Annotated in this window: 23 protein-coding genes; 16 read left to right on the top strand and 7 right to left on the bottom strand. The window is 63.6% G+C overall.

Annotated features, from left to right (window positions below):
• A partial coding sequence (locus tag JQ572_RS33100) for a UDP-glucose dehydrogenase family protein (RefSeq protein WP_211387031.1) occupies positions 1–1,225 on the top strand: 1,225 nt, incomplete at its 5' end.
• Positions 1,226–1,382: 157 nt separating this feature from the next.
• Entirely contained in the window at positions 1,383–2,273 is an 891-nt protein-coding gene (locus JQ572_RS33095) for an aldose 1-epimerase family protein (protein WP_211387030.1), read from the top strand.
• Positions 2,274–2,293: 20 nt separating this feature from the next.
• On the opposite strand, the gene JQ572_RS33090 is transcribed toward JQ572_RS33095, so the two are convergent.
• Complete coding sequence (locus JQ572_RS33090) at positions 2,294–3,142, bottom strand: MBL fold metallo-hydrolase (RefSeq protein WP_211387029.1); 849 nt, start codon at positions 3,140–3,142, stop codon at positions 2,294–2,296.
• A gap of 251 nt (positions 3,143–3,393) precedes the next feature.
• On the opposite strand from JQ572_RS33090, the gene JQ572_RS33085 reads away from it, so the two are divergent.
• Entirely contained in the window at positions 3,394–4,209 is an 816-nt protein-coding gene (locus JQ572_RS33085; RefSeq protein WP_211387028.1) for a response regulator, read from the top strand.
• 34 nt (positions 4,210–4,243) lie between these two features.
• Here the strand turns inward: JQ572_RS33085 and JQ572_RS33080 are convergent, their stop codons facing one another.
• Positions 4,244–5,383, bottom strand: a complete 1,140-nt coding sequence (locus JQ572_RS33080) for an alpha/beta hydrolase family protein (protein ID WP_211387027.1) — start codon at positions 5,381–5,383, stop codon at positions 4,244–4,246.
• Between the two features lie 96 nt (positions 5,384–5,479).
• Positions 5,480–5,695 carry a hypothetical protein gene (locus JQ572_RS33075; protein ID WP_211387026.1) on the bottom strand — a complete coding sequence of 72 codons (216 nt, stop codon included), beginning with the start codon at positions 5,693–5,695 and terminating at the stop codon, positions 5,480–5,482.
• Positions 5,696–5,823: 128 nt separating this feature from the next.
• On the opposite strand from JQ572_RS33075, the gene pgm reads away from it, so the two are divergent.
• From pgm to JQ572_RS33055, 4 genes are all read left to right on the top strand, one after another.
• A complete protein-coding gene (pgm, locus tag JQ572_RS33070; protein ID WP_211387025.1) occupies positions 5,824–7,470 on the top strand; it encodes a phosphoglucomutase (alpha-D-glucose-1,6-bisphosphate-dependent) in 1,647 nt (548 codons plus the stop codon).
• A gap of 136 nt (positions 7,471–7,606) precedes the next feature.
• Entirely contained in the window at positions 7,607–8,656 is a 1,050-nt protein-coding gene (locus JQ572_RS33065) for an aromatic ring-hydroxylating dioxygenase subunit alpha (protein ID WP_211387024.1), read from the top strand.
• 6 nt (positions 8,657–8,662) lie between these two features.
• Positions 8,663–9,415, top strand: coding sequence for a GntR family transcriptional regulator (locus JQ572_RS33060; RefSeq protein WP_211387023.1), 753 nt, complete (start codon positions 8,663–8,665; stop codon positions 9,413–9,415).
• Positions 9,416–9,425: 10 nt separating this feature from the next.
• Positions 9,426–10,406, top strand: a complete 981-nt coding sequence (locus tag JQ572_RS33055) for a PDR/VanB family oxidoreductase (protein ID WP_211387022.1) — start codon at positions 9,426–9,428, stop codon at positions 10,404–10,406.
• A 70-nt stretch (positions 10,407–10,476) separates the two neighbouring features.
• On the opposite strand, the gene JQ572_RS33050 is transcribed toward JQ572_RS33055, so the two are convergent.
• Both JQ572_RS33050 and JQ572_RS33045 read right to left on the bottom strand, forming a co-directional pair.
• Positions 10,477–12,438, bottom strand: coding sequence for a putative bifunctional diguanylate cyclase/phosphodiesterase (locus JQ572_RS33050; RefSeq protein ID WP_211387021.1), 1,962 nt, complete (start codon positions 12,436–12,438; stop codon positions 10,477–10,479).
• A gap of 342 nt (positions 12,439–12,780) precedes the next feature.
• On the bottom strand, positions 12,781–13,152 hold the full coding sequence (locus JQ572_RS33045; RefSeq protein WP_211387020.1) for a hypothetical protein: 372 nt from the start codon (positions 13,150–13,152) through the stop codon (positions 12,781–12,783).
• A 568-nt stretch (positions 13,153–13,720) separates the two neighbouring features.
• Here JQ572_RS33045 and JQ572_RS33040 point away from each other — a divergent pair.
• Entirely contained in the window at positions 13,721–15,151 is a 1,431-nt protein-coding gene (locus JQ572_RS33040) for a DUF1254 domain-containing protein (protein ID WP_211387019.1), read from the top strand.
• 153 nt (positions 15,152–15,304) lie between these two features.
• Here the strand turns inward: JQ572_RS33040 and JQ572_RS33035 are convergent, their stop codons facing one another.
• Entirely contained in the window at positions 15,305–15,670 is a 366-nt protein-coding gene (locus tag JQ572_RS33035; protein WP_211387018.1) for a nuclear transport factor 2 family protein, read from the bottom strand.
• Between the two features lie 100 nt (positions 15,671–15,770).
• Between JQ572_RS33035 and JQ572_RS33030 the strand changes: the two genes are divergently transcribed.
• The 6 genes from JQ572_RS33030 (at position 15,771) to JQ572_RS33005 (ending at position 19,564) form a co-directional block, all read left to right on the top strand.
• The gene (locus JQ572_RS33030; RefSeq protein WP_211387017.1) at positions 15,771–16,361 is read left to right on the top strand and encodes a TetR/AcrR family transcriptional regulator; all 591 of its coding nucleotides are present in this window, start codon (positions 15,771–15,773) and stop codon (positions 16,359–16,361) included.
• A gap of 1,071 nt (positions 16,362–17,432) precedes the next feature.
• Positions 17,433–17,648 carry a dodecin family protein gene (locus JQ572_RS33025; protein WP_211387016.1) on the top strand — a complete coding sequence of 72 codons (216 nt, stop codon included), beginning with the start codon at positions 17,433–17,435 and terminating at the stop codon, positions 17,646–17,648.
• 163 nt (positions 17,649–17,811) lie between these two features.
• A complete protein-coding gene (locus JQ572_RS33020) occupies positions 17,812–18,117 on the top strand; it encodes a hypothetical protein (RefSeq protein ID WP_211387015.1) in 306 nt (101 codons plus the stop codon).
• A 154-nt stretch (positions 18,118–18,271) separates the two neighbouring features.
• Positions 18,272–18,451, top strand: a complete 180-nt coding sequence (locus JQ572_RS33015) for a hypothetical protein (protein ID WP_211387014.1) — start codon at positions 18,272–18,274, stop codon at positions 18,449–18,451.
• A 30-nt stretch (positions 18,452–18,481) separates the two neighbouring features.
• A complete protein-coding gene (locus JQ572_RS33010; RefSeq protein ID WP_349643122.1) occupies positions 18,482–18,820 on the top strand; it encodes a GcrA family cell cycle regulator in 339 nt (112 codons plus the stop codon).
• Positions 18,821–19,120: 300 nt separating this feature from the next.
• Positions 19,121–19,564: a DoxX family protein gene (locus tag JQ572_RS33005; RefSeq protein ID WP_249129639.1), complete on the top strand. Its 444-nt coding sequence runs from the start codon at positions 19,121–19,123 to the stop codon at positions 19,562–19,564.
• Between the two features lie 5 nt (positions 19,565–19,569).
• On the opposite strand, the gene JQ572_RS33000 is transcribed toward JQ572_RS33005, so the two are convergent.
• Positions 19,570–19,719 carry a hypothetical protein gene (locus JQ572_RS33000; RefSeq protein ID WP_211387012.1) on the bottom strand — a complete coding sequence of 50 codons (150 nt, stop codon included), beginning with the start codon at positions 19,717–19,719 and terminating at the stop codon, positions 19,570–19,572.
• Between the two features lie 456 nt (positions 19,720–20,175).
• Here JQ572_RS33000 and JQ572_RS32995 point away from each other — a divergent pair, with 456 nt between their 5' ends.
• Entirely contained in the window at positions 20,176–21,801 is a 1,626-nt protein-coding gene (locus JQ572_RS32995) for a GMC family oxidoreductase (RefSeq protein WP_211387011.1), read from the top strand.
• 25 nt (positions 21,802–21,826) lie between these two features.
• Positions 21,827–22,807 (top strand): hydroxymethylbilane synthase, encoded by a 981-nt coding sequence (gene hemC / locus JQ572_RS32990; RefSeq protein ID WP_211387010.1) that lies wholly within the window; start codon positions 21,827–21,829, stop codon positions 22,805–22,807.
• The last annotated feature ends 8 nt before the right edge of the window (positions 22,808–22,815 follow it).

Here is a 22,815-nt window from a genome sequence, read left to right as displayed (position 1 = left end):
CAAGGACGAGAAGAAGATTGCAGCGCTTCATCGCGGCGAGATCCCGATCTACGAGCCCGGCCTTGACGAATTGGTCGTAACCAATGTGAAGGCCAAGCGGCTCGACTTCACCACCGATCTGTCGAAGCCGGTTGCGGATGCCGATGCCGTGTTCATCGCGGTCGGCACGCCCTCGCGCCGCGGCGATGGTCATGCCGATCTGTCCTATGTCTATGCCGCTGCGAAAGAGATCGCGCAGTCGCTGTCCGGCTTCACCGTGGTGGTGACGAAGTCGACCGTGCCTGTGGGCACCGGCGACGAGGTCGAGCGCATCATCCGCGAGACCAATCCGAAGGCGGATGTCGTCGTCGCCTCGAACCCCGAATTCCTGCGCGAGGGCGCGGCGATCCGCGACTTCAAGTTTCCCGATCGCGTCGTCGTCGGCACCTCCGACGAGCGCGGCCGCAAGGTGATGGGCGACATCTACCGCCCGCTGTCGCTGAACCAGGCGCCGCTGATGTTCACCGAACGCCGCACCGCGGAGATGATCAAATACGCCGCCAACGCGTTCCTCGCGACCAAGATCACCTTCATCAACGAGATCGCCGACCTCTCCGAAAAAGTCGGTGCCAACGTGCAGGAGGTCGCGCGCGGCATTGGCCTGGACAACCGCATCGGCACCAAATTCCTGCATGCCGGCCCCGGCTTCGGCGGTTCCTGCTTTCCCAAGGACACCAAGGCGCTGATCAAGATCGCGCAGGACTATGACGTCTCCTTGCGCATCGTCGAATCCGTGCTGGCGGTCAACGAGAACCGCAAGCGCGCGATGGCGCGGAAAGTGAGCCAGGCGCTCGGCGGTAGCTTGCGCGGCAAGACCATCGCCGTGCTCGGGCTCACCTTCAAGCCCGACACCGACGACATGCGCGACGCGCCGTCGATCCCGCTCGTCACCGGCCTGATCGACATGGGGGCGAAGGTGAAGGCGTTCGACCCCGTCGGCATGGAGCAGGCCAAGGGCGAGCTGCCCAGCATCACCTATTGCGAGGACGCCTATTCCTGCGCGCAAGGCGCCGACGCGATCGTCATCGTCACCGAATGGGTGCAGTTCCGTGCGCTCGATCTCGACCGGCTGAAGGCGACCATGATCCAGCCCGTCGTCGTGGATCTCCGCAACATCTACCGTCCCGAAGAGATGGCTGCGGCTGGGTTCGTCTATGAGAGCGTCGGACGGTCGTCCCAAGCCTGACGAGGAAGCCTGGCAGGCGGACCTGGCACGGCGATGCGAAGCTGAGCTTCGCTTCGCCCATACCGGGGCGGGCAAAACATCCTCCAATACTTATGGTCTGCTCGCACGAGGCAGCGGCGCTTCGCCCGCCACCTCGACTTTCGCGATGAGGACGGTCATGACCGACGACACGCACACGATCCGCAGCGGCGCTCTCACCGCGACCATCAAGGCGCACGGCGCCGAGATGTGCTCGCTCAAGCACAAGGACAGCGTCGAATTCGTCTGGCAGGCGGAGCCGGCCTGGCCGCGCCATGCGCCGCTGCTGTTTCCGATCGTCGGGCGTCTCGCCAAAGACGAATTGCGGCACCGGGGCAGGACGTACCGGATGACCCAGCACGGATTCGCGCGGGACAGCCGCTTTGCGTGGTCGGAACGCGGCGAGAGTCGCTGTGCCCTCGTGCTCGAAGACAGCGAGACGACACGTGCGCTCTACCCCTTCGCGTTTCGCCTGACGGCGACCTATGTGCTCGACGAATTCGGTCTCGATCTTTCGCTCACGATCGCGAACACCGGCAACGAAACGTTGCCGGCCTCGCTCGGCGGCCATCCCGCTTTCAACTGGCCGCTCCGACCGGGAGTGGCGAAGGAGAGTTACGCGCTGACCTTCGCGAACGCAGAGCCATCCCCCGTCCGCCGTCTCGATGGCGGCTTGCTGCGTCCGGCAGCGGAGCCGAGCCCGGTCGACGGCACCGTGCTGCCCTTGTCCGCTTCCCTGTTCGTCGACGATGCAATCATCTTCGACCGGATCGCGAGCAGTTCGGTCCGCTATGCCGCGGGGCAGGGCGCGTCCAGCGGGCCGTGGCTGACAATGTCGTGGCGCGGCTTTCGCGAGCTCGGTGTCTGGTCGAGGCCGACAGGCGCGCCGTTCCTCTGCATCGAGCCCTGGCGCGGCTATGCCAGTCCTGCCGGCTTCGATGGCGAGTTCAGCGACAAGCCGGGCCTGATGCACATCGCGCCGGGAACGGAAGAGCAATTGTCGTTCCGGATCGAGGTCGGATCGTCCTGAAGCCGGCCGCCTGATGGCTCTCAAACCTCGATCCGCGTGAGGTCCTCGCCGAGCACGACGGGACCCGAATAGTCCCGCCTGACGTCCGCGAGCAGTGCATTCAACATGGAATCGTCGGTGCGCGGCCGGTGATGGGTCAGCGCGAGCTTCTTCACGCCGGCCTTGGCTGCGACCTTGCCGACCGTATCGCCGCAGGCAATCGTGAATTTCGCAAGGCGGCGGAGGTGCTCGTTGTTGATCTCCGGCGTGGCGAGGAAGCAGCACTGGACGAGCAAATCGGCTCCCTCCGCCAGTCGCTCGAGGCCCGGGCAGGGGACCGTGTCGCCGGAAATTGCGATGATCTTGCCCGCCGCCTCGAAGCGGTAGCCGAGACACATCCAGCGCTGGAGAAAGGCGGGCGGCATGTCGAGGCCGTCCCCATGCGACACCAGCTCGGCGCTGATCTTCCAGCGCCCGGTATCGAGAACGGGGCCCGGTACGATGTCCGTCGCGACGACCGGCTTCCAGCCGCCGAAGCTCGGCTCGCCCTTGTCGCGCCAGGTGATGTCCTTGTCGTAGACCTGCGTGATCAGCGTGTTGACCAGACGTTCGGTGTCCGGCGGCCCATAGATGCGCAGCTCGTCCTTGCGCCCGTGCATCCATGAATTCAGCATCACATCGTAGAGGTCGCCGATATGGTCGAAATGGTGATGGGTGAGAAAGACCGTGTTGACGGCGCCGAGCGGCACGCCGGCCTTGCCGAGTTGCAGCATGACGCCACGGCCTGCGTCGAACAGGAAGTTCTCCTCGCCGAGCCTGATCAGCGTGGTGGTCGCCATGCGGCGCGGGTCCGGGCGCGGCCCGCCGGTGCCGAGCAGTACGACTTCCATGGCGGCTACTCCATGTGCAGGCTTTTCGGGGGCACAATAGTTTCGAAGCTCTTGGCGGGGCAAGCTGCCGCGGGAGCCTCGGGCTGCAGTCTCGCACAACTTTCGCTTGTGCAGGCGGTTTCCGGCACACCATGCGCGGGATGAGAATTGTGGGCCAATTCATACTTAATACGGCTGGATCGTGGCCAATGTTGTTTGGGCGGCACAAGACGCCTAGTATTCTGGCAGGCAATTCGGGGGCTCGAACGGTTGTGAATGCTCGTTCACAAGACATCGCATTGCGCGACGACCTGAATTTTCAGGCGGGCCCGCAGGCACACAGGACATCCAAGATCGTGGCTGATTCCGCACTTCAGGAATTGCGTCCCGCTGGCCGCGAGCGGCTGATCGTCGTCGAAGACGATCCGGTGACGCGGACGATGCTGGTCGGTTACTTCAGCGAGAACAATTTCGACGTGGTCGGTGCCGGCTCCTGCGCGGAATGCCGCCAGGCGCTGCGCGCGCGCACTGATCTCATCTTCCTCGACGTGCAGTTGCCCGACGGCGACGGTTTTGAGCTCGCCAAGGAGATCCAGGCGACCAGCAACGCGGGCATCATCTTCGTGACCCGCCGCGACACCGACGTCGATCGTATCCTCGGCCTCGAGATCGCCGCCGACCATTACGTCACCAAGCCGATCAATCTGCGCGACCTGCTCGCGCGCGCCCGCAGCGTGCTCCGACGGCGTTCGATCGACCGCAAGGCGGCGCGGAACCACAATTCGATCGCGTTCGGCGACTGGATCATCGACCTGACGCGGCGCGAGTTGCTCGGCAGCGACGGCAAGCCGGTATCGTTGACGCGGGCCGAATTCGACCTGCTCGCAGCGCTCGTCGGCGCCGACGGCAGGCCGCTCAGCCGCGACTATCTGATCGAGGTCGTGAGCAACCGCCAGGCCGAGGTCGACATCCGCACGGTCGATGCCCTGGTGGCGCGGCTGCGCCGCAAGCTCGTCGGCAGCGGCACACCCGTCATCTCGACTGTCACCGGCGTCGGCTACAAGCTCGCGCTCAGCGAGCGGCTCTAGCCTCACCTGCCGAAAGATCTGATCGCCCTCGCGCCTATCGCGCGCGGGCGCTCTGATCCGTCGACGTCCTTTGCGCGCCAGCCAACCTGTCGTCGACTGCATAGAGCGTGCAGGTGGGCGACCATTTCATGCAGGCGCCGAGCGAATCGCTCTGGGCGTCGTCGGCCGTCGCGCGTCCTGAGCGCCAGCCGTAACCGCCGTTCGGCGACACCGCAAAAGCCTTGTGCGGCATGGCGCTGGCGAGATAGCGCGCGAATTCGGCGCGCGCGGCCTCGTCGAGCTGGCCCGGCGGCGGCAGCGGATCGGGCGGGCTGAGGATATCATGGCCGAGCCCGCGCTCGCGCAGGAAGGCGTCGAGATACGGCGTCCATCGCGGACGGCCCACGACGGAATAGAGATAGTGGCCATCGTCGCCGTAAGGCGGTGCCGCGATGAATTTCGCGGCGCCGCCGCCGGCGCGAAATCCGTCATGGAGGCGCCGCGCGAGATCGGGACCGAAGTAGGAATCGTTGCTGGCATAGACCCACAGCATCGGCACGCGCGAGGTCTTGCCGAAGCTGGCGAAGGCCTGCACCAGCCCATCGGGATTGCAGACCTCGTCATGATCGCGCGAGCCGCGGCCGCCGGCAAAGCTGATCGCGGCGACGAGGCCGGACGGCGCCTGCGCGGTCAGCGCGACGGTGGCGAGCCCGCCGGCGGAATGGCCGGCCGCGATCATGCCCGATGTCGTCACGTCGGCCCTGCGCCCCATCGCGTCGATCGCGGCGCGCAAATCCGCGACGGCAACCGCCGCCGCCGGCAGATAAGCGGCATTGGCGCAACCGCCGACGCTGTCGACGCGGCCGCCCGGCGAAGTGCCGTAACCGCGCCGCATCACGATAAGCGCCGCAAAGCCGCGCCGGGCATATTCCAGCGCGATGCCGTAATATTTGTGCGCCGACATGGTCGCGCGGTCGTCGAAACTGCGCGGCGAGCCGTGGCTGAGCAGCGCGAGCGGATAGCGCTTCGCACCCGCAGGGCGGACCAGGAACGCCTCCAGCCCCTGCGGGCCGGCCTCGGCCATCGGGATGCGGAGGTCCTCGGTGTAGAATTCGGCGGCAATGGCGCGCGACGACGCACCGGCCAGCGCAAGCCAGGCGATCAGCAGGGGCAGCAGCTTGCGCGAGAGGACCATGGGGACGATTCGAAGGGCCGGGATGCCTCGAACCATAGCATGATCCCGCGAGTGCGTGGGAGCGGACGGCCCGGGGAACGGGTCCGACGCGTGGCGTCAGCGCACGGTGCGCGGAGGAGGGGATGCCTCCGTCGTATCTGTTGCGTCGCTGTGGAGCGCCCGCTCGATCCGTCGCTTCACCCTGGCGAGGTCGTGATCCACCGCCGCATTGCGCAGGATCGGATTGGGCTCGACGTCGGCCTCCCTCACATGTTCCGGAGACGATAACACCAAGGAACTGGCGAGCAGCACGGCCGTTGCGAAAATGGTCATGTCTGTATTCACGGCCCCAAATGCGGCCATTTGTTGCCAGTGTTGACGAAGGGCTTTTGGGTTGGCGGGTGCAAGCCCGATGGTATGGTGTGACAGGACCTTCATCTTTCAACGACGAGGATATTTCAGTGGCTGATGTTCATCCCGCGGCGGGCAAGCAGGTCTCGCCGGACGCGCTCACCAACGTTCCGCGGCTGGTGACGGCCTATTTCGCCGGCAAGCCCGATGTCGCGGATCCCGCACAGCGGGTGGCGTTCGGCACCTCGGGTCATCGCGGCACCTCGTTCAAGAACAGCTTCAACGAGGGCCATATCCTGGCGACCACGCAGGCCATTTGTGATTACCGGCGAGAAAAGGGGCTGACCGGTCCGCTCTTCATCGGCATCGACACCCATGCGCTGGCCGAGCCGGCGCTGGTCAGCGCCGTCGAGGTGTTCGCGGCCAACGGCGTCGACATCATGATCGACAGGGATGGCGGCTACACGCCGACGCCCGTCATCTCGCATGCGATCCTGACCTACAACAAGGGCCGCACGTCGGGTCTGGCCGATGGCGTCGTCATCACGCCCTCGCACAATCCGCCGGAGGATGGCGGCTACAAATACAATCCGCCGCATGGCGGCCCGGCCGACACCGATGTGACCGGCGTGGTCGAGAAACGCGCCAACGCCTATCTCGCCGACGGGCTCAAGGGTGTAAAGCGCATCGACTATGCCAAGGCGCTGAAATCGTCGAACGTCCGCGCCTATGATTTCGTTACGCCTTACGTCGCCGATCTCGGCAACGTCGTCGATCTCGACCTCGTGAAATCCGCCGGCATCAATATCGGCATCGATCCGCTCGGCGGCGCCGCCGTGCATTACTGGCATCCGATCATCGAGCGCTATGGCCTGAAGGCGACCGTGGTGAACGAGGCGATCGATCCGACCTTCCGCTTCATGACGGTGGACTGGGACGGCAAGATCCGCATGGACTGCTCCTCGCCGTATGCGATGGCGAGCCTGATCGCCATGCGCGATCGCTTCGACGTCGCCTTCGCCAACGACACCGATGCCGATCGGCACGGCATCGTGACGCGCACCGGCGGCCTGATGAATCCGAACCATTATCTGGCGACCGCGATCGCCTACTTGTTCGCGCACCGCCCGAACTGGGGCAAGGACGCGGCGATCGGCAAGACCGTGGTGTCGAGCTCGATCATCGACCGCGTTGCTAAAAAACTCGGCCGCAAGCTGGTCGAGACGCCGGTCGGCTTCAAATGGTTCGTCGACGGCCTCGTCGGCGGCTCTTTCGGGTTCGGCGGCGAGGAGAGTGCGGGCGCCTCGTTCCTGCGACGCGACGGCACCGTGTGGACCACCGACAAGGACGGCATCATTCTCGGCCTGCTCGCAGCCGAGATCATGGCCAAGACCGGCCGCGATCCCAGCCAGCTGTTCAACGACCTCACGGCCGAGCTCGGCGTGCCGCATTACGCGCGCATCGATGTCGCCGCCACCACGCCGCAGAAGAACATCTTGAAGTCCGTCACGCCCGAGCAGCTCGGCCTGAAGGATCTCGCCGGCGATCCCGTCCGCGCCACGCTCAGCAAGGCGCCCGGCAACGGCCAGACGTTCGGCGGCATCAAGGTCGAGACCGATTTCGGCTGGTTCGCGGCGCGGCCGTCCGGGACGGAGGATGTCTACAAGATCTACGCCGAAAGCTTCCGCAGCACTGAGCACCTGAAGCGGATTCAGGAAGAAGCCCAGGCGGGGCTGAAGAAGGTGTTCGGGGCGTAGCCGCCAAGGCACCGGTCAATCCTGTATACATAATAGACGATAATGGTAATTTGGTAAGCCAAAATCGACCTTGAACCAATCTCGTGCCCTCGCTATTGTATACATAACGTATTCATAAGCCTTGGGAGTGAGACCGGTGACAAAACCCTTCCCGATGAACGCATGGTACGCCGCCGCCTGGGACGCCGACGTCAAGCCGGCGCTGCTGCCGCGGACGATCTGCGGCAAGCATGTCGTGATGTACCGCAAGGCCGACGGCTCGGTGGCCGCGCTGGAGGACGCCTGCTGGCACCGCCTGGTGCCGCTGTCCAAGGGCCGGCTCGAGGGCGACACCGTCGTCTGCGGCTATCACGGGCTGAAGTACAATGCGCAGGGCCGCTGCACCTTCATGCCCTCGCAGGAGACCATCAACCCGTCGGCCTGCGTGCGCGCCTATCCCGTGGTCGAACGTCATCGCTACATCTGGCTCTGGATGGGCGACCCCGCGCTGGCCGATCCCGCGCTCGTCCCCGACATGCACTGGAACCACGATCCGGCCTGGGCCGGTGATGGCAAGACCATCCGCGTCAATTGCGACTACCGCCTCGTGCTCGACAATCTCATGGACCTCACCCACGAGACCTTCGTGCACGGCTCCTCCATCGGCAATGACGCGGTCGCCGAAGCGCCGTTCGACGTCACCCATGGCGAGAAGACCGTTACGGTGACGCGCTGGATGCGCGGCATCGAGGCGCCGCCGTTCTGGGCCAAGCAGCTCGGCAAGACCGGCCTCGTCGACCGCTGGCAGATCATCCGCTTCGAGGCGCCGTGCACCATCGCCATCGACGTCGGCGTGGCGCCCACCGGCACCGGCGCGCCCGAAGGCGACCGCTCGCAGGGCGTCAACGGTTTTGTGCTCAACACCATCACGCCCGAGACCGAGAAGACCTGCCACTATTTCTGGGCATTCGTGCGCAACTATCAGATCGGCGAGCAGCGCATCACCACCGAGATCCGCGAGGGCGTCTCCGGCATCTTCCACGAGGACGAGCTGATCCTCGAAGCCCAGCAGCGCGCGATGGATGAGAACCCCGATCGCATCTTCTACAACCTCAACATCGACGCCGGCGCGATGTGGACGCGCAAGCTGATCGACAGGATGGTGGCGAAGGAAAACCCGCCGCAGCATCTCCAGGCTGCGGAGTAGGCCGACATGGCCGAGCGTGAGGTCGACCGTTCCGTCTCGCAGACCGTGAAGGCGCAGCTCGCGCTGCGCGACCAGATCCTGTCGGGCTCTCTGCGCCCGGGCGAGCGCATCTCCGAGCTGCAGGCGGTGGAAACCACCGGCGCCTCGCGCACGCCGGTGCGCATGGCGCTGGTGCGGCTGGAGGAGGAGGGCCTGCTGGAGGCGATCCCGTCCGGCGGCTTCATGGTGAAGGCGTTTTCCGAGCGCGACATCTCCGATTCCATCGAGCTGCGCGGCACGCTGGAGGGCCTTGCCGCGCGCTTTGCCGCCGAACGCGGCGTCTCGGCACGCGAGCTCGAGCCGCTCAAGGAGTGCCTCGCCGCGATCGAAGAATTGCTGCGCCAGGTGCCGATCTCGGTCGACGCGTTCTCGTCCTATGTCGCGCTGAACGCGCGCTTCCATGCGCTGCTCACCGAATTGTCGCGCAGCCCCCCTTTGATCCGGCAGATCGACCGCGCCTCGGCGCTGCCGTTCGCCTCGCCCAGCGGCTTCGTGATGGCGCAGTCCGCGCTGCCCGAGGCGCAGCAGATCCTGATCATCGGGCAGGAGCATCATCGCGTCGTGATCGACGCCATCGAGAACCGCGAAGGCGCCCGCGCCGAGGCGGTCATGCGCGAGCACGCGCGGCTCGCGGTCCGCAATCTGCGGCTTGCGCTGCGCAACCGGACCCATCTCGACCTCTTGCCGGCGCTCGCGCTGATCAAGACCGCAACCGATTGAGGGCAGTGCCATGCGCTTCATCGAAACCTGGATCCCGGCGACGCTCGTCTCGACGCGCGATCTCGCCCCCGACATCCGCGAATTCCTGATCCAGCCGGATCAGTTCGACGGTGCCGCCTATCCGGTCGGCAGCCACATCAATGTCAGCGTAACCATCGACGGCCAGCCCGAGACGCGATCCTATTCGCTGGTCGGCGAAGCCGCGTCGCGCGGCTTGCGGATCGCGGTCCGCCGCGCCGAGGATTCCCGCGGCGGCTCGCGCTATATGTGGTCGCTACAAGCCGGCGCGCGGCTCGACATCACCCAGCCCGCTTCGCTGCTCGCGGTCGACTGGGCCCGCGAAAGCTATTGCCTGATCGCCGGCGGCATCGGCATCACGCCGATCCTCGGCGCCGCGCAGGCGCTGGCGCGGCGCGGTGCCGATGTCACGCTGCACTACGCCGTGCGCTCGCGCGGCGAGGCCGCCTATCTCGACGATCTCGCTGCGATGCTCGGCGACCGTCTGGTCGTCCATGCGAGCGATGAGGCCAGACGACTCGATCTCGACGCGCTGTTCGCGTCATTGCCGCAAGGCGCATTGGCGCTGTTCTGCGGCCCGATGCGGATGCTGGATGCCGCGCGCCATGCCTGGATCGGTGCCGGCCATCCGCTCCCCGATCTCCGCTACGAGACGTTCGGCTCCAGCGGCACATTGCCCACCGAGACGTTCCGGGTTCGCCTGAAGGGCTCCGATGTCGAGCTCGAAATCCCGCGCGAGCGCTCGATGCTGGACGTGCTCAACGCCAGCGGCCACGACGTCATGTACGATTGCAAGCGCGGTGAATGCGGCCTCTGCGCCATCGACGTGGTCGCCGTCGACGGCGAGATCGATCACCGCGACGTCTTCTTCAGCGACCACCAGAAGCAAAGCAACCAGAAGATCTGCGCCTGCGTCTCCCGCGCGCGCGGCACCATCACGGTGGATACGTTGCTGCGGGCGGATGCGGTCTGAGCTCGCTGCTCGGCCTCATGGTTCGCCCGGCTCCAAAGGCGGGCGTCTCGAAGGATGTGCCGCGGCAGATCTACGCCGCGTAAGTCGCCCGCATCTTCTTCGTGTCCAGCAGCGCCAGAACGCCTTCGGCCGACACCGGCCGGCTGATCAGGTAGCCCTGGACCTCGTCGCAACTGATCTGGCGCAGATATTCGAGCTGGTCGGCGGTCTCGACGCCTTCGGCGACCACGCCGATGCGCAGGTCGCGCGCCAGCGAGATCACCGACTTCACGATCGCGGCGCAGTCCGGCTGCACCAGCATGTCGCGGATGAAGGACTGGTCGATCTTGATGCGGCTGAACGGCAGCTTGCGCAGATAGGTGAGCGAGGAGAAGCCCGTTCCGAAATCGTCGAGCGCCACGGTGACGCCGAGCTGCAGCAGCGCATTGAGAACCGACGCGGCCGAGCCGTATTTCGACAGCAGCATCGATTCCGTGATCTCGATCTCGAGCCGGTGCGGGGCGATCCTCGCGTCGGCAAGCGCCTGCACGATGATCTGCAGGAGGCCGTTGTTGCGAAACTGCGCGGCCGAGAAGTTCACGGCGACCCTGATCTCTTCCGGCCAGTCCGCCAGCGTCGCGCAGGCGCGCCGGATCACCCATTCGCCGATCTCGTGGATCAGCCCTGTCTCCTCGGCGATCGGAATGAATTCGCTCGGCGGCACTAGCCCGCGCGAGGGATGCCGCCAGCGCAGCAGAGCCTCGAAGCCGGTGATCCGGTTCTCATCGAGATCGAGGAACGGCTGGAACACCAGGAAAAGCTCGTCGCGCGCGATGGCGCCTTCGAGGTCCGATTGCAGCGCCTTGCGATCACGGGATAAGCGGTCGTCGGCTTCCTCGAAGAAGCAGACCGTGCCGGGGCCCGCCTTCTTGGCGCGGTAGAGCGCGGCGTCGGCATTCTTCATGATGTCGAGCTGCGTGCTGCCGTCGCGCGGCGCCAGCACGATGCCGATGCTTGTCGCGCCGACGATCTGGCGGCCCTCGATCTGGAACGGTTCGTCGAAGGCCGCGGCGAAGCGCTCGGCGAGCTCGAGCGCCTCTTCAGGCCGCGTGAGATTGGCCATCACCAGCGCGAACTCGTCGCCGCCGATGCGCGCGACATGCTCGGCCGCGCGGGTGCAGCGTTGCAGGCGGCTTGCGACCTGGACCAGGAATTCGTCGCCGGCGGGATGGCCGAATTGGTCGTTGACCTCCTTGAAGCGATCGAGGTCGAGCAGCAGCACCGCGAATTCCTCGCCGGACAGGGCGAGCCGCTTCAGGGCGGCATCGAGCGTCTCGTTGAAGGCGAACCGGTTGGGCAGGAGGGTGAGAGGATCCTGCCGCACGGTACGTTCCGCCTCGATCTGTCGCATCACCCGCCGCGCGAACGAGACCGAATTGACGAACACGCTGCGCAGCAGCACCGATCCGTACACCACCACCAGGAAGGCGATCAGCAGAAACGCCGGATCGCCATTCCTGCCGAGGCAGATGGCGATGCCGGCGAAGATCGGGGCCGTGAATGCGATCGCCGCGATCGGGATCGTGGCGAAGGCCAGAGCGCCGCCCGCCAGCATCCCCGAACAAAGGCAGGTGATGACGAGCTGCCCGCCGGTTGAGGCGTCGGCGAAGAATGCGACCGGAACGATGCCCCAGGCGGCGCCGAGGACGAAGGCATTGCGCACCAGCCGATGCATGGCCCGGCGCGAGACGAATTGCGGTTTGGTGATGCGCCGCGCGGCGTGGGATTGCACGCCGAATGCGATCGCGGCGCCCGCCACGATGACGGCCCAGATCAAGGCCAGCTTCAGGTCCGGCGAATGCCACAGCGCGATGGCAAGCACGGCGGCGTTGCAGGCATTGGCCAGCATGATGCCGACGGAATAGCCGAGCACCAGCGACATCTGTTCGGCGCGGATATGGCCGGCGACGGCTTCGTCGGTTGCGGGACCGCCAAAGGCCGACAGATCGCCGGCGAACAGCCGCGCGAAATAGCTGGTCGTTTGAGTCCGCATTCCAGAGCCTGCAGCAGCATGGGCCGTTCGTCCGGCTCGACCCCGAGAATTCGCTGCAAACCTTTGACGAACTATGAATTATCTCACCCGGCCGGCATCGCCGCGACCACTTCTGCGTGTCCAAGCGGCAGTATCGATAACAAATCGATACAAATGCGCGCCGCCGGCGTTGCCGCGGTCGCGGACTTGGGGCGCTGAAGCTTGCTGGACCGGATGGACGATAATGATAATCGCCTGTTTGGCGTCACAGCGCCGACTGCATGGACACCAGGGCCCGCCTGTCAGCTGACGATCAGAACGCCGCGAACTTCGTCAGAAACGGAGAAGTCCGGCGGCGCCATCTCACAGCTTGTTTCGGTTCTTGCTCGCTCCCCTCAATTTTGGAGCGTCCGGCGTCGATTTCGCCCAATCGGCCATTTGCATGCAGGTAAGCAGGTCAACATAGCTGTCATTGCCGCCAGCTGTTGCTTCGCCTTCGCATCGGTTTCGAAGGCTTTCGGAATTCGTGAGCCATACGGAATGAAGCTGTTGCAGCGCGGAATTTTCGTCGCGCATGCAGTCGTCGTAAGTCTGCGGCAGATCCAGGGCCATCGCCTTGTCAGTGGCTACGGTTGCTTTGCAGGTTGCCTCGACATTGAGTTGAGGGACGCGTTCGCTGACTGGAATTGCTGTTTGGCCGCCTATCATCGCCAAGGATACAAGTAAAATCTTCATGCAGCAGAACTCCCCGGGTGAGATCTTACTGAAGTAATTTCATGGGACGACAATCGAGTTTGGATCGTATTGATCTGAATCAAGGGGAATGAAGGAGATTGTCTCTCCAGCGAGAGCACTAAGGTTGCGGGCCCGATATGGAAGCTGGTATCCATCAACCGTGCCGCTGAACGGAAGCGACTCTTACGTTCCGTTTCCTTTCTCACACGACCCGGCACTTCGAACAACCAGGCAGCAGCTTGTGCTCCGAGAATGCGAGCCACATCGCGACGATGCAGAGGCACAAGATAAACACCATGGCTGGCCCTCGGCTTCCGTGCTAGCGTGGCACTCGTAGAGGTAGACCTTTCTTCGACGTCGCCTTTTCACGATACGCATACAGCCAACTAATTCCAGCGCACCGGTCTTGATTTCTGCTGACGCCCTTACGGCGTCTTGTGCAGAAAATGTTGCACGTTCTCTCGCGCGCCTGCGGCGGTCTGCGCACGCTTGACGCAGATCAAGACGAACTGACCGACTTGGCAAGATCAAAGGATTTTTAGGGTTCAACCCAACGGAGTTTGTTTCCATGAACATCACCCGTCGCAATGCAACGATTGGCGGTATGAGCCTGCTCGCCAGCGCCTCCATGGCCACATCAGCTCGTGCCGAGCTTGGTGAATTCCTCGGCATCGGCGAAGGACTTGAGGAGTTCGCACTCGCCACCGACGCCTATATCTTCGGCTACCCTTTGGTGACGATGGAGATGACGCGGAGAATCATCACCAACGTCGCGGCACCGGTCGGGACGCGGGCACCGATGGGCCAGATCATCAAGCTGCGCAAATATCCCGACGCGTCCTTCCGCGACGTGACGGCGCCGAATGCTGACACGCTTTACACGACTGCGTTCTTCGATGTCGGCAATGAGCCGTGGGTGCTCACGATCCCTGACATGAAAGACCGTTACGCGCTATTTCCGATGCTGGACGGCTGGACTACGGTGTTCCAGGTTCCGGGCAAGCGGACCACTGGCACCGGCGCGCAAACCTGCGCGATCACGGGCCCTGGTTGGAAAGGCGAATTGCCGGCCGGCGTCACGGAGTACAAATCGCCTACAAGCATCGTTTGGCTGCTCGGCCGTATCTATTGCACCGGAACGCCGGAGGATTACGCCGAGGTCCACAAACTCCAGGACGAATTCAAGCTGGTGCCGCTGAGCGCCTACGGCAAGCCGTACACGCCGCCGGCGGGCACGGTTGATCCGTCCCTCGACATGAAGACGGCGGCGCGCGAGCAGGTCAACCGCATGGACGCGGTGGCCTATTTCACACTGCTCTGCAAGCTGATGAAGAACAATCCGCCTGCGACCGCGGATGCACCGCAGCTCGCCAAATTCGCCCGGATCGGTATCGTGCCGGGACAGGATTTCGACGCGAGCAAGCTCAAGGCGGATTTCGTCAAGCGCGTGCCCGAGGTCGGCTTTGACCGGATCATGCTCCAGTTCAAGGTCAACAAGGACGTCAAGGATGAGAACGGCTGGGCCTTTACGACCAAAACCGGCATCTACGGTACTGACTACCTGATGCGGGCGCTCGTCACCGCCATTGGACTCGGCGCCAACCGGCCGCAGGATGCCGTCTATCCGACTTCGCAGAAGGACGCGGACGACCGGAAATACAGCGGCGCGAACAAATACGTCATGCACTTTGCCAAGGGCCAGCTTCCGCCAGCGCTCGGCTTCTGGTCGGTGACGATGTACAACGGCGAGTATTTCTTCGTGGCCAATCCGATCGACCGCTATTCGATCAGCGCGCGCCAAAATCTGCAATCCAATCCGGACGGATCGACCGATCTCTACATTCAGAATGAATCGCCGGGCAAGGACAAGGAGTCCAACTGGCTTCCGGCGCCCTCCGGCGACTTCGTTCTGATGATGCGGCTGTACTGGCCGAGCGAGAAGGACCCCTCGATCATCGATGGCTCGTGGAAGCTTCCGCCGGCGAAGAAGGTGAGCTGAACGGAGCGACAGTGGGCTGGAATACCTGGCTGACGTTTTCGATTTCACCAACGGCAACCCACCGGCACGGTAACGCCGACGGCGAATTGTGACGAAATAGGCCTCAACAGCGACGGCGAGGCTCGTTGCAGCCGAAAATCCGCAGGAGATCGCTCACCGCCCCAACTGATTCGGATCGTAATAGAATCGCTCCTCGATCAGCTGATCGCCGCGCCATGTCTGCCAGGCAATCTCTTCGAGCGTCCGCGTGACGCCTTCGGCATTGGTGAAGCTGAATTTCCAGCGCGTGGCGACGTTGTCGCCTTCGATCAGGCTCGGCCCGATCCGCACCGCCTTGACCTCCTTGAAGGCTGCCAGCACGCCGCGCTCCTTGGCCGCGAGCTTGTCGCGCCCGACCATGGGTTCGGCCTGGTTTTCATGGGTTGCGGCGTCCGGGGTGTAGTAGTCCAGGATCGCCCCGACGAAATCCCCGTCCTCCAGCCGCTTCGCAAAAGCTTCGACGATCTCACGGCTCGGCATGGTGCACCTCACGATTCAAACCGACTGATGGTCGGTAAATACCGACCGATAGTCAAAAAGTCAACTGGCCGCCCGTGCGGAATTGGACTAGACGAGAGCCATGGCGAAACAGGCGGAGCGGCGGGCCGCGACATCGGAGGCGATCCTGACGGCGGCGCGCCGCCTGTTCGGGACGCAGGGCTTCGCCGCCACCACCATGGACGAGATCGCGCAGGGAGCCGGCATCGCCAAGGGCGCGGTCTATCACCACTTCAAGACCAAGGAGGCGGTGTTCGAGGCCGTGTTCGATCTTGTCTCGCGCGATCTCGTTGCCGAGATCGACAGCACCGCGCGGGCCGAGAAGGATGTGCTCGCCGCGATGGTCGCCGGCACCCAGCATTATTTCGCGGCGACCGCCAAGGGGCCGACCGGCCAGATCATCCTGCGCGACGGTCCGGCCGTGCTCGGCTGGGAACGCTGGCGCGAGATCGACGCGCGGCATTTCGGCGGCAAGCTGCCGCGTGCGCTCTCGGCCGCGATGGAGGCCGGGCTGATCGCGCGGCAGCCGGTCGAACCGCTGGCTCGGCTGCTGCTCGGCGCGGTGACGGAGGCCGCGGTCGCCTGCGCCGGGCGCGCGGATATCGCAAGGGCGGGCGCGGAATATGCCCGTGCGTTCAAGTCGCTGGTCGAGGCACTACGCCTCCGCGCATGATCGTGCGCGGTGCACCAGTCTTCCGGCTTGGCCTCTTGCTCGTGGCCATCGCAGTCGCAAGCTTGGTTTTGCGCCTCATCGGTTTCGTGCTGGTGGTCGCCGAGCTCATTTGCCCTGGATTTTGAACGTCCAGGTCGCGCGTACCTCCCACGGGCAAGAGGTTCAAATTCTCCGCTCTTCTCCTACTTGCAGCCGCGGCAGATAGTAAGCTTGCATTGTAAGACCTCATCTTCTTGATCGATCGATTCCTGCGCCGTGGCGCTACCCACATTGGGCTTGGAGGCTTTTGCTGCGCGTGACCTCATGGGGCGCGCCGCCTGGCTGACGTGCCACTGTCGTCGGCGGTGGCGGCACTCAAGCGGCCGGCAGGAACTCACCCTCCCGATCCTGCTACTTGAACGCGACCGCACCGCTCGACAGCGTCGTGAGTGAGAGGGATCTTGAAGTCTCTAAACGCGGCCTGCGGGACGCCTGGTGCGTTGCACGATTACGTCATGGTTGGGGACCCATTCCTCCGCGGTTGAGTCCCAATGATGAGTGTCGTCGAAGTGTTTCCAGGGTGGCCGCCCTGGTTTGTTTTCACCCTTCTGTCGTTTTGCATTCAGTGCGCTGAGTTGGACGACCAGTGTCCCAGCCATCATCACCCATTCGCGCGCATTATATCGGGAGTTCCATTTGATTATCGCGAGCATCGGATGCCTCCTTCAAAGTAAGAAGCCGAAGCCGTGGCCATCTTAGCCCGGGCCAAGAACACGGGGACGTAAGGTACTTCACAGTCGGCCAACATCTTAGACATAGCGGCGCGATCCGGCACGCGTCTGGCGGGGATACCGGAGGGCTAAGTGTCGCAGATCAGGTCTTGTCTGTTACAATGATCTGGCATCATCGGCGAAGTCGGGCACGTCCGAAAAGGGCCGAAAGCCGCCCTCCCCGCGAAATGCAGTTTATCCCTTATCGGCCCGGCGCGACGTCCGAGACCGTATCGCGTCGTATCAGCGCCGATATCATGATGCTAGATTTCACAACGGCAGGAGCACCTGCTTCCTGCTTCATACCGAACAGGAGGACGACATGCCTGATAGCGTCTACAAGGTCATTGAACTGATCGGTACCAGCAACGACTCATGGGAGAAGGCGGCCGCCAATGCGGTCGAGCTGGCTGCAAAATCTCTCCGGGATCTTCGCATTGCAGAGGTCGTCAAGCTCGATATGCAATTGGATGCGAAGGGAAAAGTAGAGGCCTATCGCGCCAAGCTCAACGTATCGTTCAAGTTCGAGGATTCCTGAGCCTCGGCACCTCGCCCCGCTTGCGGGGCGAGGTTGGCGCACTGGAGAAGGTGCGTCGCGCGGCTCCCCGGCCGGCGTTTGTGACGCATCCTGAAAGTAGGGCCCAACTGGGACCCGCTATGCTTTGATGCGTGGGGCGGAAACCGTAACGCGTGGTGACCTCATGTACATCGTCATTCGCAAGTACACCAAGGTTCGTTCGGTTGCAGACGCTGCTCGCCGCGCCAAGAGCGGCATCGGTCAGATCCTGAGGCAATCGCCCGGATTCAGATCCTACTACGTGCTGGATGGGGGCGACGGCGTTGGTGTCGCCGTGATGATATTCGAGGACCGCGAAAGCGCGAATGCAGCGAACACCAAGATCCTGGAGTTTGTTCAGGCAAGTCTGCTTGACCTCGATCTTGGAGATCCTGAAATCACTGCCGGTGAAGTTCTGGTGAATATAGAACTGATGCGTCCTCGGGCTTGAAGTATTCGTAAACGCCGCCAGTTGCATGGGGGCGCCCCTTGCCGCTGCAGCCGATCTGATCGCCGTCGCGTTGGAGCGATCGCGCCCTGGATATCCGGATGTTGTCCGTCAGGAATATTCGGCTGCGCAAGCTTTTTCGAGGAGCAACAACAACATGAAGCAGCACACCTTCGAAACATTTTTCACCACGGCGATCGTCTGGACGCCGCTCGTGGCTTTGGGCGCCGTGATGCCGCCCCGAGATCCTGATGAAGACGAGGAGGACGAAGAGGACGACGAAGTGGAACATGACTCCGACGAACCGGCCGTCATACGCGAGCCGGACGAAGACTAGACTAGCCGGTGTCTGGCAGTCAGCGCTATAATGGCTCCCATGGGCTGGAGTGCGAAAGACGTGGCGCTGCTCAAAAGGCTCTGGGCCGCAGGACAGAGCGCGGCGCAGATTGCGCGCTGTCTCGGGTGTAGCCGTAACGCGGTCTGCGGCATGCTGACCCGTTTGGGCCTGAAGCGTGGCCACAAGCCGCCAACAGCAAGACCCACGATCAGGCCGCCCCCGAAGCTAAGGCCGTTGTCGTCGGCCGCCTCCGCACGTACAGTCGCAAAGACCGTGTCGCGGAGCACAGCAGAGAGGCAGCGGCCGAGGGAATTGAGCAAGCAGCAACTTTACGCCGTTCTAGCTGAGGCGGTCAGGAACACTGGCTAAGAGCTCACCATGAAGGTCGGTACGCTCCGCGTCCGTGCCTAGTCCAACTCGAACGGGTCTGCTTGTCGTGAGCATTCCCCAGGCCTCGGCCTATTTCGGGTCACAAATGCGAAGGCAGGGTTGCTGCGCCGAGCCCTTGACGTCCGCTACCGGTCGGTCATTGGCAGACGAACGACGAAGCGGTTTGCGGCACGCCGAAGAGCTGGTAGAGCCGCTTCATGCCGTTCCGCCATTCGTGATACGTTACTCTCAGCCCGCAAACGTTTTCAGCCGTGTTGGACAACAACGGAGGCTTTGCCAATGAAATCCAATTTTTACTCACGGCCGGTAGATGAGTTCGCCACAAGTAAAGCTGATGCACTGCTCTTGGTCGGCCGAATCCTACTTGCGTGGGTATTCGTCGGAAGCGCCTACGGAGCAATATTCAACTTCAGCGGCTCCGTCGGCTATTCCAGGTCGCTGAACCTTCCAGCACCCGAGCTGTTCACGGCGACGAACATCGCACTGGAAATATTGATATCCATTAGCCTGGTATTGGGCATCGGTACGCGCTTCTGCGCAGTGCTGACATTTATGTTCGTACTGGTGGCAACTGCCATTGCACACCGCTACTGGGAGTATCCGGCCGGTGCGCAGCAGATTGGTCAATACAATCATTTTCTGAAGAACATCTCGATCATGGGAGGCGCGATGTTGATCTTCGTCACTGGGGCGGGCCGCTTCAGTTTCGACCGAAAAATGTAGCCCGATCACTTCACTTTGGCCTTAAAAGCCTCCTCGGACAGTCGGCGGGTGCTCTTTGATACCGGCTTGAGTGCCTCGCTCACGATCGCGAAGAGAAGCATCAGCCACGTCGCAAGCGCGACACACGACAGCAAGAATTCAAATGTCTCCGACATGATGACCTCATCAAAAATATCTGTTCTGAATGCGGCAAGTGCTAGGGGCTTCGATGAGGTTCTTGGCCGCTTCGACGCGATAAGTGCATGGTGACTTCCTCCTTTCGGGGAATGTTCATGTCACTAAGGCGCAATCAGCGGTCAGAATCGCGTTGACCGAGAGACGAAACCCCGCCGTGGGCAATATGCCGCTTGGAATAAACGGGCTTTCGGAACTGCCCCGCTCGCGGCTGAATAAACAGCCTATATCAAAGATGTGTCGCGCGCCAAAAGAATCTGATTCGCCAGCCCGACCCACAAATGTCAACCTACCTGCATGAATCCCTCGAGCTGCCCCAACCAATGTCTTGGTCCACTCAGAGGTCGAAAGGCGAAATGACTGGAATGGGCCGCCTAAGTCTGCTTCACCCTTGGAAGCAGACATGTCACGTTTATAGGTACAGGCCCTGGCAATAGATGACCGCAAATTCCTCCCTCGCACCGTCTGATCCCGAATTCGACTACATCATCGTTGGCGCTGGCTCCGCCGGCTGCGTGCTCGCCAACCGTCTGTCGGCGAACGGCAAGCACAGTGTGCTGTTGCTCGAGGCCGGCCCGAAGGATTCCAACATCTGGATCCACGTGCCGCTCGGCTACGGCAAACTCTTCAAGGAGAAGACCGTCAACTGGATGTACCAGACCGAGCCGGAGCCCGAGCTGAAGGGGCGCCAGGTGTTCCAGCCGCGCGGCAAGACCCTGGGCGGATCGAGCTCGATCAACGGCCTGCTCTATGTCCGCGGCCAGCACGAGGACTACGACCGCTGGCGTCAGCTCGGCAACACCGGCTGGGGCTATGACGACGTGCTGCCCTATTTCAAGAAGGCCGAGAACCAGTCGCGCGGCGCCGATCAATATCACGGCAGCGGCGGCCCGCTGCCGGTATCCAACATGGTCGTGACCGATCCGCTGTCGAAGGCCTTCATCGATGCCGCGGTCGAAAACGGCCTGCCCTACAATCCTGATTTCAACGGCGCCACGCAGGAAGGCGTCGGCCTGTTCCAGACCACGACCCGCAATGGCCGCCGCGCCTCGACGTCGGTGGCCTATCTCGGCCCGGCGAAGACCCGCGGCAATCTCAAGATCGAAACCGAGGCGCTCGGCCAGCGCGTGCTGTTCGAGGGCCGCCGCGCGGTCGGCGTCGAATACAGGCAAGGCGCGACCGTGCGCCGCGCACGTGCGCGCAAGGAGATCGTGCTGTCGAGCGGCGCCTACAACTCGCCGCAGCTCTTGCAGCTTTCCGGCGTCGGTCCCGCCGATCTGCTGCGCCAGCACGGCATCGATGTCGTGCTGGACGCGAAGGGCGTCGGCCACGATCTGCAGGACCACATGCAGGTCCGTGTCGTGATGCGCTGCTCGCAGAAGATCACGCTCAACGACACCGTCAATCATCCGCTCCGCCGCGCGCTGGCCGGCGCGCGCTACGCGCTGTTCCGGAAGGGCTGGCTGACCATCGCGGCCGGCACGGCCGGTGCGTTCTTCAAGACCAGTCCGCGGCTGGCCTCGCCCGACATCCAGGTGCACTTCCTGCCGTTCTCGACCGACAAGATGGGCGAGAAGCTGCATGATTTTTCCGGCTTCACGGCCTCGGTGTGCCAACTCCGCCCCGAAAGCCGCGGGTCCTTGCGCATCCGGAGCGCGGACCCGACCGTGCCGCCGGAGATCCGCATCAACTACATGTCGACCGAGACCGACCGTACCACCAACGTCGAAGGTCTGAAGATCCTGCGCAAGATATTGAATGCGCCGGCGCTGAAGCCGTTCGTGGCTGGCGAGTACGATCCCGGGGCGAAGGTATCCACGGATGCGGAGCTGCTCGATTACTGCCGCGAGCGCGGCAGCACCATCTACCATCCGACCTCGACCTGTCGTATGGGCAATGATGCGCTTTCGGTGGTGGACCAGCGGCTGAAGGTGAGGGGGCTCGAGGGCCTGCGCGTCGTCGACGGCTCGGTCATGCCGGATCTGGTCTCGGGCAACACCAATGCGCCGATCATCATGATCGCCGAAAAGGCCTCCGACATGATATTGGAGGATGCGCGGTAAACCTGCGCCAGAAGGAGCAGACGGCTTGGCGACGCGATTCAAGATCGGCACACGCAAGAGCGCGATGGCGCTGGCACAGACGGAAGAGATCGCGCGCCGCCTGACCGCCGCCGTGCCCGGTCTCGATGTCGAGATCGTCAAGTTCGACACCACGGGCGATCTCGACCAGACCAGCAAGCTGCTGCCGCATGGCGGCAAGGGCGGCGCTTTCGTGGCGCAGATCCGTGCCGCGGTGCTGTCAGGCGAACTCCAGGCCGCGATGCATTCGCTGAAGGACATGCCGGGCAACGAAGACACTCCTGGCCTCGTGATCGGCGCCACGCTGTCGCGCGATCCACCCAATGACGCGCTGGTGCTGCGCGATGGCGTGACGCTGCAGGCGTTGCGCCAGTCCCGCGGCAAGGGTTTCAAGATCGGCACCAACGCCGTGCGCCGCGCGGCCTATGCGCGGCGGCTGTTTCCCGATGTGAAGGTCATCCACTTCCGCGGTGCCGCCGATACGCGCGTGCGAAAGCTCGACAATGGCGAGAAGCAGAAGCTGCCGGATGGCGGCGCGGTAGGGCCTGCCGATGCGTTGATCATGGCGCGCTCGGGCCTCGATCGCGTTGGCCTTTCCAGCCGCATCGCCTACGAGTTTACGGCGGCGGAGATGCTGCCCGCGGCGGGGCAGGGCATCGTCGCCGTCGAATGCGCCGCGCAGGACTGGCAAACGCGAAAAGTCCTGTCGTCGATCGACGATCCCTCAGCCCATGCCTGCGCCGATGCCGAGCGCGAGGTGCTCTGGGTCCTCAACGGTCACTGCAATTCGCCGGTGGCGGGTTTTTCGACCATCGCCGGCGATCAGATGTCGCTGACCGCATCCGTGCTCGATCTCTCCGGCAACACCATCATCGAAGCCTCGCGCGCAGGCCCCGCCAATCGCCCGCGTGAGCTCGGCCGTGCGGTCGGACTGGATCTGCTGGACAAGGGCGCCGCCGAGATCATCGAGCGCAGCCGGCCGCGCTGATCCGTGTC

It is taken from the genome of Bradyrhizobium sp. SZCCT0153, assembly GCF_018129995.1.
Lineage (GTDB): Bacteria > Pseudomonadota > Alphaproteobacteria > Rhizobiales > Xanthobacteraceae > Bradyrhizobium > Bradyrhizobium japonicum_G.
Note: the sequence above shows the minus strand (reverse complement) of the source record. Positions and strands in the feature narration are given on the sequence as shown.